The 14,021-nt window shown below is 70.4% G+C and carries 14 protein-coding genes; 5 read left to right on the top strand and 9 right to left on the bottom strand.

Annotated elements, in window-relative coordinates:
- The first annotated feature begins 115 nt into the window (after positions 1-115).
- Positions 116-1,813, top strand: a complete 1,698-nt coding sequence (locus ACQY76_RS08525; protein WP_428032450.1) for a solute carrier family 23 protein — start codon at positions 116-118, stop codon at positions 1,811-1,813.
- Positions 1,814-1,817: 4 nt separating this feature from the next.
- Here the strand turns inward: ACQY76_RS08525 and ACQY76_RS08520 are convergent, their stop codons facing one another.
- The 3 genes from ACQY76_RS08520 to ACQY76_RS08510 all read right to left on the bottom strand — a co-directional run bounded on the left by ACQY76_RS08520 (position 1,818) and on the right by ACQY76_RS08510 (position 4,322).
- Entirely contained in the window at positions 1,818-3,059 is a 1,242-nt protein-coding gene (locus ACQY76_RS08520) for an SLC13 family permease (protein ID WP_428032449.1), read from the bottom strand.
- A 183-nt stretch (positions 3,060-3,242) separates the two neighbouring features.
- Complete coding sequence (locus tag ACQY76_RS08515) at positions 3,243-3,887, bottom strand: hypothetical protein (protein WP_428032448.1); 645 nt, start codon at positions 3,885-3,887, stop codon at positions 3,243-3,245.
- A 15-nt stretch (positions 3,888-3,902) separates the two neighbouring features.
- Complete coding sequence (locus ACQY76_RS08510; RefSeq protein ID WP_428032447.1) at positions 3,903-4,322, bottom strand: nucleotidyltransferase family protein; 420 nt, start codon at positions 4,320-4,322, stop codon at positions 3,903-3,905.
- 172 nt (positions 4,323-4,494) lie between these two features.
- On the opposite strand from ACQY76_RS08510, the gene ACQY76_RS08505 reads away from it, so the two are divergent.
- The 3 genes from ACQY76_RS08505 (at position 4,495) to ACQY76_RS08495 (ending at position 6,498) form a co-directional block, all read left to right on the top strand.
- Complete coding sequence (locus ACQY76_RS08505; protein WP_428032446.1) at positions 4,495-4,671, top strand: hypothetical protein; 177 nt, start codon at positions 4,495-4,497, stop codon at positions 4,669-4,671.
- Between the two features lie 285 nt (positions 4,672-4,956).
- Entirely contained in the window at positions 4,957-5,112 is a 156-nt protein-coding gene (locus ACQY76_RS08500) for a hypothetical protein (RefSeq protein WP_428032445.1), read from the top strand.
- A gap of 39 nt (positions 5,113-5,151) precedes the next feature.
- A complete protein-coding gene (locus ACQY76_RS08495) occupies positions 5,152-6,498 on the top strand; it encodes a hypothetical protein (protein WP_428032444.1) in 1,347 nt (448 codons plus the stop codon).
- Here ACQY76_RS08495 and denD read toward each other — a convergent pair.
- From denD to ACQY76_RS08480, 3 genes are all read right to left on the bottom strand, one after another.
- On the bottom strand, positions 6,456-7,436 hold the full coding sequence (gene denD / locus ACQY76_RS08490) for a D-erythronate dehydrogenase (RefSeq protein ID WP_428032443.1): 981 nt from the start codon (positions 7,434-7,436) through the stop codon (positions 6,456-6,458). The genes ACQY76_RS08495 and denD overlap by 43 nt on opposite strands.
- A gap of 86 nt (positions 7,437-7,522) precedes the next feature.
- Complete coding sequence (locus tag ACQY76_RS08485; protein ID WP_428032442.1) at positions 7,523-8,563, bottom strand: 4-hydroxythreonine-4-phosphate dehydrogenase PdxA; 1,041 nt, start codon at positions 8,561-8,563, stop codon at positions 7,523-7,525.
- Entirely contained in the window at positions 8,560-9,981 is a 1,422-nt protein-coding gene (locus tag ACQY76_RS08480; RefSeq protein WP_428032441.1) for an NAD(P)H-dependent oxidoreductase, read from the bottom strand. Before ACQY76_RS08480 ends, ACQY76_RS08485 begins: the two co-directional genes overlap by 4 nt.
- A 265-nt stretch (positions 9,982-10,246) precedes the next feature.
- Here ACQY76_RS08480 and ACQY76_RS08475 point away from each other — a divergent pair, with 265 nt between their 5' ends.
- On the top strand, positions 10,247-10,960 hold the full coding sequence (locus tag ACQY76_RS08475) for a GntR family transcriptional regulator (RefSeq protein ID WP_428032440.1): 714 nt from the start codon (positions 10,247-10,249) through the stop codon (positions 10,958-10,960).
- A gap of 27 nt (positions 10,961-10,987) precedes the next feature.
- On the opposite strand, the gene ACQY76_RS08470 is transcribed toward ACQY76_RS08475, so the two are convergent.
- The 3 genes from ACQY76_RS08470 to ACQY76_RS08460 all read right to left on the bottom strand — a co-directional run bounded on the left by ACQY76_RS08470 (position 10,988) and on the right by ACQY76_RS08460 (position 13,978).
- A complete protein-coding gene (locus ACQY76_RS08470) occupies positions 10,988-11,770 on the bottom strand; it encodes an enoyl-CoA hydratase (protein WP_428032439.1) in 783 nt (260 codons plus the stop codon).
- Positions 11,770-12,957 (bottom strand): CaiB/BaiF CoA transferase family protein, encoded by a 1,188-nt coding sequence (locus tag ACQY76_RS08465; RefSeq protein WP_428032438.1) that lies wholly within the window; start codon positions 12,955-12,957, stop codon positions 11,770-11,772. The genes ACQY76_RS08470 and ACQY76_RS08465 overlap by 1 nt, the downstream gene beginning before the upstream one ends.
- 238 nt (positions 12,958-13,195) lie before the next feature.
- A complete protein-coding gene (locus tag ACQY76_RS08460; protein WP_428032437.1) occupies positions 13,196-13,978 on the bottom strand; it encodes a GntR family transcriptional regulator in 783 nt (260 codons plus the stop codon).
- Between the last annotated feature and the right edge of the window lie 43 nt (positions 13,979-14,021).

Here is a 14,021-nt window from a genome sequence, read left to right as displayed (position 1 = left end):
CGAACATTGCCCCTGCGTAAGTCGGCGGCATGGGACAGTTGGCGGCGGCGGTTTTTTCGGGCTAAGTCCTGTTCCCGGCAACGCTCCCTCGCGGCGCCACGCACCGCAGGCCCGCATGACCGCGCGCTACGACCTGCATTCACGCCCCCCGGCCGCCGTGCTGCTGACGGCGGTCGTGCAGCATATGGGGCTGATGGCGGTCACGCTGGTGTTTCCCCTGCTGGTGGCGCAGGCCGCCGGCGCGACCCCCGAATTCCAGGCCCGCTATCTCCAGCTGTGCATGCTCGCCATGGGCGTGGCGACGCTCGTCCAATGCTGGGGCGGGCGGCTTTTCGGCCTGCCGCAGATCGGCAGCGGCTTCCTGCTGCCGGCGGTGTTCACGGCCGCCTATCTGCCGGCGGCGCTCGCCGTGGCGCGCCAGGGCGGGCTGGAAGCCGTCGCCGGGCTCACCATCGCCGCCGGCCTCACCGAAATCGTGCTCAGCCGGTTGATCGGCCGGCTGCGGCCGTTTCTACCGGTGGAGATCGTCGGGCTCACCGTGCTGATGATCGGCATCATCCTCGGCATCGTCGCGTACAAGCTCATTGTCGGCCACGGCACCGCGCACCCGCTGGCAGCGGCGGAGACCGGCCCGGCGCTGGCGGCGCTCGCCGTCATGATCGGCCTCGCCCTGTGGGGCGGCGCGCGGCTGCGTTCCGTCGCCGTGCTGGCCGGGCTGGCGGTGGGGATCGCGCTGCACCTCGCGGTCCAGCCCGCCGATATCGCGCCTGTCGCCCCCGCCACGCTAACGCCGCGTGGCATCGTCTGGCCGCTGGTCACGCCACGTTTCGACCTGGCGCTGATCCCCGGCTTCCTGGTCGGGGCGCTCGCCTGCACGCTTCGCGGCTTCGGCGACATGGTCGCCAGCCAGAAGATCAACGATCGCGACTGGAAGCGGCCCGCCTACGCCAATATCGAGGCGGGCGTGCTTGCCGACGGTATCGGCACGCTGGTCGCCGGCGTGATCGGCACGATGGGACTAAACACCTATTCGGCCAGCGTCGGCCTTTCCCAGGCGACCGAGGTTCTGGCGCGCCGGGTCGCCATCGGCGTGGGCGTCGGCTGGATGATCCTCGCCTTCCTGCCGGAGGCCGCGAAACTTCTGCTGAAAGTGCCGCAGGGCGTGCTCGGCGCCGCCCTGCTCTTCGCTTCCACCTTCGTGGTGATGTCCGGCATCGCCATTCTCGGCCAGCGCATGCTCGATGCGCGGCGGACGCTCGCGATCGGCCTCGGCCTGTTTCTGGGCCTGTCCTTCGACGAAATGCGCGGCTTCTACACCCAGCACCTGCCGCCGGAGCTGCAACCGCTCATCACCTCGTCGCTGGTGCTTGGCCTTTTGACCGCGCTGCTGCTGAACGCGCTGTTCCGCATCGGCACGCGGAAGGCGTACCGGCTGAGCTGGAGCCCGGCGCAGGGCGCCGCGCCGCTGCAGGCGTTTCTGGCCGAGACCGGCGGCAGCGAAGGCGCGCGGGCGGAAGCCGTGCTGAGGCTGTCGCGCATCGCCGAAGAATTCGCCGAAGCGGCGACCAATCTCTCGCCGGACATGCCGGTTGCGGTGGCGGCGCGGTTCGACGAATACGCGCTGGAACTCAGCTTCCTGTGGCGCGGCCGCCCGCTGAAGCCGGGGCCCGCGCCCACCCTCGACGAGGATGCCGACGAGGATGCGCTCATGAACGGCGTGGTTCTCGCGCTGATGACCCGCCTCGCCGACCGCCTGACGACGCGCACACTGCCCGATGGCCGGCACGAACTGACCTGCCACGTCGACCAGTAAGGCGTCAGTAGCCGATCAGGGCGATCCATCCGGCGGCCATCGCCATGCAGGCCAGCGTGACCGGCACGCCAGCGCGGGCGAACTCGCCGAAGGAGATGCGCACCCCGCAGGCGGCGGCCTGTTCCACCACGATGATGCCGGCGAGGCTGCCGAACACGATGAGATTGCTGGAAAAGCCGGTGCCCAGCGCCAGCGCGGCGCCGAGCGCCTCGGCGTCGCCGCCGGGGGTGAGGAAGGGGATGAGAAGCATGACGGCGGGATTGTTGCCGACGATGTTGCTCAATATGCCGCCGACCAGATAGAGCGCCAGCGGATCGTCGAGGTTCAACCCCGCCGCGCGCAGCCCGTCCAGCAGGTCCTGCGGCAGCCCGGTGGCGGCCATCGCCGCATTGACCACGAACAGGCCCATGATGAGCAGGAGAAGATCGCCATCAATGTGCCGCAGCAGGTCGCGCGAGGCGATCTGCCGGTTGATGAGCAGCACGCCGGCGGCGCCCAGCGCGATCAGTTCGCGCGGCCAGTCGCTGAGGATGAAGGCCAGCACCACGCCGAGCGTCACCAGGGCGGCCTTGGCCGTCTCCAGCCGGTCGAGCCGAACCGGTCCCGGCGCGGGCACGGGCACCGATTCGCCGGGGCTCGCCGGCAGCGTCCAGCGGCCGCGATAGATCAGCGCCACGATGCCCCAGACCAGCGGCAGCGAGGCCAGCGCCGGCAGGCCGGCAATGCCGAGGAAGCCGTTGAACGACAGGCCGAGCTGCTGGGCGGCGATCATGTTCTGCGGGCTGCCGATCAGCGTGCCGGCCGACCCGGTATTGGCGGCGAAGCAGAACGCCAGCAGGAACGGCACCGGGTTGAGCCCGCGCGCCAAGGTGAGCGACACCAGAAGCGGCGTCATCGCCACCACCACCACGTCGTTGGTCAGCAGGGCCGAGAGGGCGCCGCCGACGCCGACGAGAACCGCCAGCAGCACCGGCGCGCTCACCGGCAGCAGCGCCACGCGCTGGGCGGTCCAGTCATAGAAGCCCGACACCAGGAACGCCGCCGACACCACCATCAGCCCGAACAGCATGCCGACGCTGGCATAGTCGATGGAATCCCACGCCGCCTTGGTGCCGATGCTGCCCGCCACCATCATCGCCAGCGCGCCGACCACCGCCGCGCCGGTGCGGTCCACCTTGAACCCCGGCAGCTTGCCGAAGCCCATGGCGACATAGACGAGGAGGAAGATGAGCAGCGTCACGGCCATGGGGGCGGGCCTTTGCAATCTGGCGGCGAGGGCGCGGTGGATGGAGACGAAGAGGCCTCGCAATCCGGCCCAGCCCGGCGGTCGGCGGCGGGCAGGTGCCCCCACCTGGAGTGAACCGTCGCGTGATAGGCCGCGCGGCCCGGCTCGACAACGAGCTTCTTGCGCAGGCGGCCTCCCGTGCCGCTAGAAACGCGGCGCCCCGCCCGGCGCCCACAGGCGCCCGACATAGGTCGCGAACTGGCCGGGCGCCCGCCAGGGATGCCGCACCATCTCCCATCCCCGCGCGGTCAGCAGGGTCCGCATGGTTCGCAGCGTGAGGTGCCAGCGCGGCCTCCCGGCACGCCGCTCGACCGCCCTGATATAGGCGAGATCGGGCGCGAGTGGATTGGGAAGCCCGAAATAGACGTCGGTCAGCGTCAGGAAGCGCCGCGCCGCCGGCTCCCAGCCGGCCATGGCGACGCGCTCGAGGAAAGCGGGCGGCAGCACCCCGCCGAAATCCGCATGGATGCGCCCGACGAAATCGAACGCTTTCATCAACGGCACCTCGCTCGCCGTGATCGGTCGATATTCGGGGCGGGTGCATTGGTAGAAGGAGCACAGCGCCCGCGAGAGCGCGTCCAGCCGGCCGATATGCGTGCCCTCCCATTCCTGCCACTCGATTCCGGCCGCTGCCTCCATCGGCGGCAGCAGAGCGCTGTCGCGTGGACGCAGGATGGCGCGGTGCAGTTCGACGCGCGCCATCTCGTCGGGATGGAAAAAGCTGGGATAGTGCTGGCTGGCGCGGTCATCCGTGTCGACAGCGTGGCGATAGCCGAGGCCTTCCAGCACGTCGATGCCGGCGCGCTAGTCTTTCGCGTCGGGCAGCCAGACGTCGAGGTCCAGCATCATGCGCCCGCCGGCGTGCCCCGCCGCCGGCAGCAGCGCCAGCGCCCCTTTCAGCCAGACCGGCTGCAGCCCGGCCGCGTTGAAGGCGCGGCTCAACCCGTGCACCTGCCGCCGGAGACCCTCATTGCGATCCGCGTTCCACGCGGCGATGCGCGCCAGCAGCTCGGCCGCTTCCGGATCGAGCCGGTCGGCGGCGTCGAGGCGGTCGAGGGCGACGGCAAGCGCCGGGATCAGCCGATGCGTGTCGGCCTGCGCGACGATTGACGGCCACATCGCCGGCGCGGGCCAGTCGGCCAGCAGCGTCTCGCGGGCGGAGAACGGCGAGAGCAGGGCGCACAGCCGGCGGAGACCCTCGACGGCCGGACGCTGGCTCGGCATGTCACCCCTCTTCCGCTCGCCACCGCGCCACCGGTATTTCAGTCCGCCGGCCCGGGCAATAGCCATGCGCGGGGGCGGGCGAGCGATGATTGACGCGGCCCATGGGCGGGTACAATATTGCCGCACTCTTCGGCCCGGCCATCCCGTCGCCGAACTTTTTGCGAGCCTGGCGATGTCCGAGCTGCCCGTTCCACCCGCCGAATGCGAGACCCCGGCTCCGGCCGTGCCGGTGGCGCCCACCGACGAACGGCGCCGCGCCGCCTTGGGCCGTCTCGGGCGCACCGCCGCCTATGCCGTCCCGGCGACGGTGAGCCTGATGATGATGACCCGCGCCGCCCACGCCAGCTGAATCCGGGCACGCGCCGCCCTCGGCAGGGACATGTCGTTCCGGTGGCGCCTTGCCTCCCGCTGCGGTCCTGCGCACCGCGTCAAACCCGTGCGAGGAAATCGTGCCGGGTACTGGACAGCCCTTCGGGACGGTACGATAGTGCGCGACCCCCTTTTGCCGCGCCATCGCGCGATGTGCCTGAAGGGGATGAGACGTCTGTCGAGCAGGGGATTGGCTGCGCGCTCACGTCCGGAAGGATTTCGCGGTGCCGCCGGCGGCACTGCAACGCATCTGTCGGGGATAAGAATGTCTGCCAGTGACGACCAGAAGACCAAGGACCGGATCGCCGCCACCGACGAGCGCCGTCGCGACGCGCTGCGCAGGCTCGGCAAGGTGGCGGTTTACGCCGCGCCGGCCACGCTGGGCCTGATGTCGGTCAAGCGCGCCACGGCCGGCAGCTGAGGCGGTGCCCGCCGGGGCTGGCGCGCCGTTCAGAGCCGCATGAAGCCGCCAAGCCCCGCACCGAATCGCCCCGCCGAGGCTGATCGGTTCTATTTTCGCGTCATGGACGACATGCTGTTCGTCTTCGATGCCGAACGCGCCATGGCGCATGCGCTGAACGCCGCCGCGGCTCGTCTCTTCCTCTCCCTGCCGGACACATTCGCTTCCCTCGCCGACATCGGCGCGCAGGCCGCCCTCCCCCTCGCCGACCTGCATGACAGCCTCACGCAGTGGGAGGCGCTCGGCTGGGTCGAAAGCGATGCAGCCGGAAGGATTCGCCTGCGCCCATCACGGCGCGGCGCCGATGACGCCCGGTGCGCGGCACCCACGCCGCCCGCCCGCGAAGAGGCGCGCCAGGAAACGCGCCAGCAAAGGCGCGAAGAACTGCTCCAGCACTGCCAGGTGAGGCTGGCCGATCGGTCGGTCGCGCTTCGCCTGCTGGCCGCGCCGGTGCCGAAGGATGACGAAGCCGCCATCGACCCGGACGGCGTTGCCGCGCGACGGGCGAGCGGAGAGCGGCTGATGGGCTTCTTCGGGGGCTTTGCCGACCCCGCCCCCGCGCATCACGCCCCGCTGGCCACCATCGATCTCGTCCTCGAGGCCGACGGCTTCACCCTGCGCTGCGGTGCGCGGCAGATGTTCACGCCGGACGCGGCGCGGATGGGCGGTAAATTCCAACTGTGGCTGCTTGAGCTCGTCTATCGCGACCCGCCGCCCTCCATCTTCGTTCACGCCGCGGTGCTGGCGACCTCGGCCGGGTCGATGATGCTGGCCGGCGTCTCGGGTGCCGGCAAAAGCACCTTGGCCGCCTGTCTCGTGGCCCGGGGGTGGCGCTTCGGCACGGACGATTCCCCCGCCCTCGGCTTTGTGGATGGCGAGGCGCGGGTGTTGCCTTGCCCGGGGGCGATCAATCTCAAGCCCGGAAGCCTCGCCCCGCTGGCCACCTATTATCCCGGCCTCGCCGCCCTGCCGCTGGTCGGCATGGGCGAGAAGCGCGGGCGCTATCTGGTGGTCCCGCGTGACCGGCATCTGCCCGCCGCCGGCCCGGAAAACCGCTTGGCCTGCTTCGTGTTTCCGCGCTTTCGGGCGGGTTCGCCGACGCGGGTCGAGCCCATCGGCGTCGGCGAGGCGCTGCTCGCCCTGATGGAAGCGGAGTTCGGACTCGGCGAGGAGGCCGGCGCCACGGAAATCGACGCCTTCTTCGACACGCTGGAGCGACGGCCGCGCTACGCCATCGTCTACAGCGACCTCGCCGAGATGGAAGCCGTGCTGCGCCGGCTGGTCGCGGGCGAGGCGCCTGAACCTCAGAGCACCGGAACGCGGCCGCCCAGCTCTTCCGCGATATAGATGTCGAGGATGTCGGCGAAATCCCTGTCGCCGACAAAGCCGAGCGCGCGGGCCCGCGTTGCCTCGAAATGCTGCGGCCAGCTGCCCACCACCCGCGTCACCGTCGCATCGGGCGCGCGGCGGATCAGCCCTGCCACGCGGTCGCCGGCGCGGGCCCGCAGCGTGGCGATCTGTTCGCCGATGGTGACGGAAACGCCCGGCATGTTGAGGCTGCGGCGGGCGCCGAGCGGGCCGGTGTCGAGCGTCGCGGCGTGGAGGAGATAGGACACGGCGGCGCGCGGCGAGGCGATCCACACCCGCATCGCCTCCTCCACCGGCAGCACCGCCTCCTGCCCGTTCAGCGGCTCGCGCATGATGGAGGAAATGAAGCCGGACAGCGCCGCATTGGGCCGTCCGGGCCGAACGCTCACCGTGGGCAGGCGCAACGCCAGCCCGTCGATGAAGCCCCGGCGGCTGTAATCGGCCAGCAGCAGTTCGATCATCGCCTTCTGCACACCATAGCTGGAGGCCGGGGCGCACAGATAATCATCGTCGATGCTGTCGGGGCACGGCGCGCCGAACACGGCGAGCGAAGAGGCGAAAACCACGCGCGGCGCGTAATCCGGCAGCGCCCGTATCGCCTCCAGCAGCGCCCGCGTGCCGTCGAGATTGACCCGGTAGCCCTCCTCGAACCGCGCTTCCGCCTCGCCCGAGACGATGGAGGCGAGGTGGAAGATCACGTCCGGCCGCCCCGCCACCAGCGCCTCGGCCGCGCCCGGCGCGGCATAGTCGCCGGCATGGCTCTCGATGGCGAAGGGCAGCGCGGCCGCCGGCGCCGGATCGACCACATCGTGCAGCACGGCGGTGGTGACCGGCGCGCCGCCCAGCCCTTCGGCCGCCAGGCGGGAGAGCAGCGTGCGGCCGAGCATGCCGGCGGCGCCGAGGATCAGGATCTTCATCGACAGGTCTCCACGACCGGGCGGCAGGACGGGCCCGTTGGCCCCGCCCTCGCCGCCGCCATCCCAGTGAAAGCGGCCCCGCTATATCAGGCCGCGCGGGCGCCGTCCCGGCGGGCGCGCGCCATGCGGCACGCCACGTCGAACGCCGCCTGCATGGCACCCCAGCCGGCCTCGCCCTTGCCCTGCAGGTCGAAGGCGGTGCCGTGGGCCGGGGTAGCGATCGGGATCGGCATGCCGCCATGCACGGTGACGCCGCGCGAGAAGCCCATCAGCTTCATCGCGATCTGGCCCTGGTCGTGATACATGGTGACGATCGCGTCGAGCTCGTCCTTCTTCAGGAAGAGGGTGTCGGCGGGGAACATGCCGACCACCGGCAGCCCCTGCGCCCGCGCCGCCTCGATGGCCGGGGCGATGACGTCGATTTCCTCGCGCCCGAAGCTGCCATTGTCGCCCGCATGCGGGTTGAGCCCGCACAGGGCGATGCGCGGCTCGGCCACGCCCACCCGTACCAGCGTGGAATGGATGAGCCGGATGGCGCCGACGATGCGCTCCTCGGTGAGCAGCGAGGCGACATCCTTCAGCGGCACATGGCTGGTGACGCGGCTGGTCCACAGCCCGTCCAGCGCGTTGAGCTCGCCATAGGGGCCGTTGGGCTGCAGCATCTCGGCGAACCAATGGGTCTCGTCGGGATGCCCGAGGCCGCCCAGATGCAGCGAATGCTTGTTCAGCGGCGCGAAGCACACCGCCTCGGTGACGCCCGCCGTGGTGTACTCGATGGCGCGGCGCAGCGTGTCCATGGCGTAGCGCCCGCCATTCTCGGTGGAGGTGGCACGGGCGAAGGGCGCCTGCGCGCGGCCGCGATAATCCACCAGCACCGGCACGCCGGGGGTGAAGGCGGGGCGCTCGGCATCCTCGGCCACGGCGTAGTCGAAGCGCGTGCTGCAGATGCGCATGGCGTCCTCCAGCTCGTCGCGGTCGGCGACGAGGAGGATGTCGGCCGCTGTGCGGTTGGGCGCGTGGCTGAGCAGGCGGACGACCAGTTCCGAGCCGATGCCGGCGGGGTCGCCCGGGGCGATGGCGATGCGGGGGGTCATGCGGTTCTCCATGATGTCGGCGCGGAGCGTCATGCGTCCTGCGCCATCGGGATCGGGGAAAGGGCGGTGCCGAAGAAGGTGGCGTCCTGGTAGCGCCGCAGCGCCAGAAGCTCGGAGCCCTCGGGAACCTCGATATCGCCCATGGTGATGAGCTGTCCGGCAGCGACGGGCCGCAGCAGCCGGCAATTGGCGGCGAGATAGAACGGCGCCGGCGCCTCCGGCGTCAGCGGCGCGGCCGGCACCAGCTCGGCGCTCGTGCCCTCGATGGTGTGGTGGTGCCCGCCCATGGCCAGCACGCCGCCGGCCGGCAGATCCAGCGTCGCGCGGGCGACGAGGTCGAGATGCGGGCGCGGGTCCATGCCGCCGCTGGACGCCCCGCGCAGCGCCGCTTCCAGAATGGTGGTCGCGGCCTCGACGCCGAGCAGATGGCGCGGCAGATAGAGCATGGCGGTGGCGCCGCTGCGGCTCAGCACATGGCCCTTCTGCGCCAGCATCTCCCAGGTCTCGGGGTCGGTGCAGCGCACCACCACGAACACGCCGCCGGCGAAGCTCGCCTCGGCGGCGGTACGCAGGCAGTGGAACACGTCGATCCGGCGCTCGCCGGAAAACAGCCCGCCTTCGCCCTGCGTCGCGAACAGGGTCGGCACTTCCAGCGGGCGGGCGATGGGGGCGTGCAGCTCCGGCCGGTCCGGGGCGAAGCCCATGGCATTGGCGACGATCTGCAATTCGCAGAGATCCGGCACCGCGCGCTGCGGCAGCATGGCGGCGATGTCGGCGCGCGCCGCGACGATGTCGGCCGAGTCGCGCTCGCCCTGCGCCCAGCAGGCCGCGAGGCCGGGGGCATGCACCGTGCGGCCATTGCTGGCCAGCATGCCGGTCGCAGCGTCGAACACGAAATCATACTCGCTCGACTTGCCGGCCGAGACGATGTCGAGGCCCAGCGTCTCCGCCCAGCTCACCAGCCCGATCAGCAGGCTCGGCTGGTCGCCATCGACCGGGGTGGACACCACGCCGCGCGCTTCCGCCATCCGGGCGAGGCCCGGGCCGACGACGCTGTCGAGTTCCTTCGAGACCACCGCCAGATGCTTGCCGGCCTCGATGGCGAGGCGCGCATGGCGGGCGCCGGCTTCCGGATGGCCGGTCGCCTCCACCACCACCTCGATGGGGAGCCCGATGACCGTGGCGAGGTCGCCCGCCGCCACGAAGTCCCCCGCCGCGAAGGCGGCCTGCGCCTCGGCGGGCGTGGCGCAGACATGGATGCGCGCCGGATCGATGCCGACCGAGGCCAGCGCCCCGGCCGCCACCGCCGCCTCGCGGTCGACGGCGACCCGGCAGCGCAGGCGCGGCACGCGCAGGCCCTGCGCCAGGAAGCTGCGGCCGAAGCCGCCCGTGCCGACCACGCAGGTCTCGACCGGGGGCCGGTCGACGGCGAAATAGCGATGGAAGTTCATGCGGTGCCTCACGGTCGGTCTGGCCGCGCGGGCGGCCTGTGGCGGCGAGGTCGGCGAGGCGGACGGTCGATCGCGTCACACGCGGCGGCGCACTGAATGCAAGCGGGGGCAAGCTCCCGCGCGCCGCCCGGCATCCTCTCGACGTTTCCTCGGCTTTCGGCGCCTCTTGCGGGCGTCTTGAACCTCTCGTTGGAGAGATTGCATGCAATATGCCGATCAAGTCAAGCGCAATGGACGACGCCGCAGAATTATGTCACGGTCTTGCATGCAATATCTCGAAGAACCGGGCGCAACCGATTCCCCGCTGCCGGACGCGCGCGGCCTGCGCGGGCGCAGTGCCGCCCATGTCGCCGAGCGCATCCGCGACCGGATTCTCTCCGGCGAGCTGCCGCCCGGCGAGCGGCTTTCCGAACGCAGCCTCACCGAGGGGCTCGGCGTCACCCGCACGCCGCTGCGCGAGGCGTTCAAGATCCTGGAAACCGAGGGCCTGCTGCACATCGTGCCCAATCGCGGCGCGCAGGTGATCCAGCTCTCCGCCGCCGATGTCGACATGGCGATGGAACTGCTGGCCGGGCTGGAGAGCGTGGCCGCCGAGCTCGCCTGCGGGCGCGGCACGGCGGCGCAGTTCGCGGAGGTGGCGGCGCTGCACGCGCGCATGGTGGCCTGCCAGCGCGAGGGCGATCTCGTCGGCTATTTCCGTATCAACCAGCAGATCCACCAGCTGATCGTCGACTGCGCCCACAACCCCGCTCTGTCGCGGGTCTACCGCGCCGAAAGCGCCCGGGTGCGGCTCTATCGCTTTGCCGGCAACCGGGTGAGCGAGCGCTGGAGCCGGGCGGTGATGGAGCACGAGCAGATCCTGCTCGCCTTGCAGCAGCGACAGGGGCCGCTGCTGCGCGAATTGCTACGTGCCCATCACCTCAATGGCTGGCGCGTCACCCGCAAGGTGCTGGACAACGAGGTGCAGCCGGACCTGTGAGGGCCGGCCGCCTTCAGCCTCGCCCGCTCAGCTGCCCGTCCATTTCGGCACCGCCTTGGTCTTGGCGAGGAAGTCCTGCACGCCACGGCGGAAATCGTCGCTGCCATAGACCTGCGCGACGATCGCCTCGATGTCCGGCAGCTCGCCCAATGTCAGGGCCCGCACCGTCGCCTTGGTGGCGCGCGTGGTCAGCGGCGCGTTCTCGGCCGCCCGCGCGCACAGCGCCGCGATTTCGGCGTCCATCGCGTCGGCCTCGATGATCTTCAGCAAAAAGCCCTTGTCGAGCATTTCCTGCGCCGTGATGATCTCGCCGAGCAGCACCATGCGCTTGGCCACCGCGACGCTGATCGCGCCGCCGATGCGCGCCATGGAGAGCGCCGAAAGGCAATTGCCCAGCGTGCGGCCGATGGGCGAGCCGAAGCGCGCGCCGGGGGTGGCGAGGCGGAAATCGCAGGCCGAGGCAATGTTCAGCCCGCCGCCCACCGCCCAGCCATCCACCACCGCGATCGTGGTCACCGGAATGGCGTCGACCGCGCTCATGCACGCGTCGATGCGGTGCTCGTAGGCGACGCCGTCGGCGCCGCTGGTGAATTTGGTGAAGCCGGTAATATCGGTGCCGGAAACGAAAGCCTTGCCGCCCACGCCCCGGAACACCGCCACGCGGATCGAGGTATCTCCCGCGATCTTCAGCGCCGCGTCGCGCAGGTCCAGCCACATCTGGGTGGTGAGCGCATTATGCGCCTCGGGATTGTTGAAGCGGACGAAGGCGATCTCGCCCTGCTTGTCGAAATCGATGCGCGGGCTGCCCATCACACGGTCTCTTTCGTGGCTGCGGGCGTCAGAAGCCCCTTTTCCACCAGCTCGCGGCGAATCTCGGCGCCATGCTCGTCAAGCAGCGGCGGCGGCAGGCGGATTTCCTGCGGCGTGGCGCTCATCTTCACCGGGAAGCCGAGGGCGCGGAATTCACCTTCCACCGGGTGCGGCACCATCTGCACCATCTCGCGGGCCACCGCCTGCTCGCTCGTCACCGCCTCGCCATAGTCGAGGATCGGCGCCGTCGGCACGCCGGCCGCCGTCAGCGCGTCGATCCACTGCGCGCGGGTGCGGGTGAGGAAGGTGGGGGTGAGTTCCTCCATCAGCTTCAGCCGGTTGTTCACGCGAGCCGCATTGGTGGAAAAGCGCGCGTCGTCCTGCAGCTCCTCGCGGCCGAGCACCTTGAGGAAGGTGACCCACAGGCCCTGATTGGCGGCGCCGATGACGAACCAGCCATCCGAGGCCTCCACCGCCTGATAGGGCGCCGACATGCGGTTGGCCGAGCCGATGGGGGTGGGCGACTTGCCGGTGCCCCACAATTCGGTCGTCTCCCAGATGGAGAGCGCCAGCGCCGCCTCGAACAGCGAGGCATCGATATGCTGGCCCTCGCCGCTGGTCTGCCGGCCGATCACCGCGCTGAGAATGGCGTAGGCGCTGAACAGCCCGGCGCCGAGATCGGCCACGGCGATGGAATTCTTTGCCGGCTCCATGTCGGGGAAGCCATTGGAGCTGAGAATGCCGGAAACCGCCTGGGCGATCAGGTCGAAGCCCGGGCGCTGCGACCAGGGGCCGGTCTGGCCGAAGCCGGAAATGCTGGCATAGACCAGGCGCGGGTTGATCGCCTTGAGCGTCGGGTAGTCCATGCCCAGCCGGCCGGCGACGCCGGGGCGGGCATTTTCCACCAGCACGTCGGCGGTCTTCACCAGCGCGTAGAGCACCTCGCGGTCCTCCGGCGACTTCAGGTCCAGCGTAATGGAGCGCTTGTTGCGGTTGAGCGCGAGAAAGCCCGGGCTGTCGCTGCCCTTCAGGCGGAAGCCCATGGAATGGCGGGTGGAATCGCCGGTGCCCGGCGGCTCGATCTTGATGACGTCGGCGCCCATATCCGCCAGCAGCATGCAGCAGAAGGGGCCGGCCATGACCTGCGAGATGTCGAGCACGCGAATGCCTTGCAGGGGCAGCACCATCAGAAATTCCTCCCGTTTCGGTTGCCATCGGCGTGTGCCAGAGGCGCGCGGCGCGCCGGATGGCGTGATGTGTCGCTCATTCCGCCATCAGCGCGGCGGGCCGGCGCCTGCCCGCCGCGTTGCGCGGGCAGCAGCCGGGCACAGCTGCGGGGCCTAGTATATATCATATACGATCTAGAAGGCACAGGCGGGGCTGTCAAACCTCCGCCGCGCGTCGGGCGCGAGGGGGGCGCCGCGCTCAGCGACGCCGGCTGCGGCCCCTGCGGCTGCGCCCGCCGGCATCGGGCGAGGCCTCGGCCGTCGTGCGCTCCAGCTCTTCCAGCACCACGTTCATCCGCGCCCGCGAGGCGGCGAGATGCTCGCGCATCGCCTCCTCCGCCCGCGCCGGATCGCGGGCCAGCAGCGCGCCGATGATCGCCTCGTGCTCCTGCACCGCCTTGGCGGTGGCGTTGGTCTTGAACAGGAAGCGGAAGATGTGCAGATGCGCGTGCAGCCCCTGCACCGTCTCGGCAATGAAGCGGTTGCCGCTGGCCGCCGCCACCAGATGGTGCAGCTTGGCGTCGCCCTCGGCGAACTGCGCATAGGCCAGCTCGTTGCCGGTCTGCGCGCCCGACATCTCCCCGGCGAGGCCGGCCAGCCGCGCCAGCGCCGCATCGTCCGCCGTCTTCGCCGCGAAGGCCGCCGCCGCCGGCTCGATCAGCAGGCGCAGGTCGAACAGGTCGTGCACTTCCTCGCGGGTCAGCAATTCGGCGGCGCGGAAGCCGACATTGGGAATCTTGTAGGCCAGCTTCTGCGCTTCCAGCAGCGTCAGCGCCTCGCGGATCGGGGTCTGCGAAATGTCCAGCTGGCGCGCCAGCGCCTCGATGCCGATATGGGCGCCGGGCGCGATCCTCATGGTCACCAGCATGGAGAGCAATTGCTCGTAGGCGAGCTCTACCAGCGACTGCGGATAGGTGGGGCGTCGCTCGTCGAGCGCGGCGAGACGCACGAAGGAGAGCGGCTCCTGAGGAGTGGCGGCCATGTGAATCAAACCCGAACCCTGAATAATATAAGATATAGGTTTT

Origin of the sequence: Ancylobacter sp. (genome assembly GCF_965279025.1) — a bacterium.
GTDB lineage: Bacteria > Pseudomonadota > Alphaproteobacteria > Rhizobiales > Xanthobacteraceae > Ancylobacter.
This window is presented reverse-complemented; position numbering and strand designations above follow the sequence as displayed.

Excerpts from the sequence above, each read along its gene's own strand:
- denD (WP_428032443.1), bottom strand. The coding sequence starts at position 7,436 with ATGAAGATCCTGATCCTCGGCGCCGCCGGCATGCTCGGCCGCACGCTG.
- ACQY76_RS08495 (WP_428032444.1), top strand. The coding sequence starts at position 5,152 with ATGAAGCCGCCAAGCCCCGCACCGAATCGCCCCGCCGAGGCTGATCGG.
- ACQY76_RS08480 (WP_428032441.1), bottom strand. The coding sequence starts at position 9,981 with ATGAACTTCCATCGCTATTTCGCCGTCGACCGGCCCCCGGTCGAGACC.
- ACQY76_RS08485 (WP_428032442.1), bottom strand. The coding sequence starts at position 8,563 with ATGACGCTCCGCGCCGACATCATGGAGAACCGCATGACCCCCCGCATC.
- ACQY76_RS08510 (WP_428032447.1), bottom strand. The coding sequence starts at position 4,322 with ATGCCGAGCCAGCGTCCGGCCGTCGAGGGTCTCCGCCGGCTGTGCGCC.
- ACQY76_RS08460 (WP_428032437.1), bottom strand. The coding sequence starts at position 13,978 with ATGGCCGCCACTCCTCAGGAGCCGCTCTCCTTCGTGCGTCTCGCCGCG.
- ACQY76_RS08525 (WP_428032450.1), top strand. The coding sequence starts at position 116 with ATGACCGCGCGCTACGACCTGCATTCACGCCCCCCGGCCGCCGTGCTG.
- ACQY76_RS08475 (WP_428032440.1), top strand. The coding sequence starts at position 10,247 with ATGCAATATCTCGAAGAACCGGGCGCAACCGATTCCCCGCTGCCGGAC.
- ACQY76_RS08470 (WP_428032439.1), bottom strand. The coding sequence starts at position 11,770 with ATGGGCAGCCCGCGCATCGATTTCGACAAGCAGGGCGAGATCGCCTTC.
- ACQY76_RS08500 (WP_428032445.1), top strand. The coding sequence starts at position 4,957 with ATGTCTGCCAGTGACGACCAGAAGACCAAGGACCGGATCGCCGCCACC.
- ACQY76_RS08505 (WP_428032446.1), top strand. The coding sequence starts at position 4,495 with ATGTCCGAGCTGCCCGTTCCACCCGCCGAATGCGAGACCCCGGCTCCG.
- ACQY76_RS08520 (WP_428032449.1), bottom strand. The coding sequence starts at position 3,059 with ATGGCCGTGACGCTGCTCATCTTCCTCCTCGTCTATGTCGCCATGGGC.
- ACQY76_RS08465 (WP_428032438.1), bottom strand. The coding sequence starts at position 12,957 with ATGGTGCTGCCCCTGCAAGGCATTCGCGTGCTCGACATCTCGCAGGTC.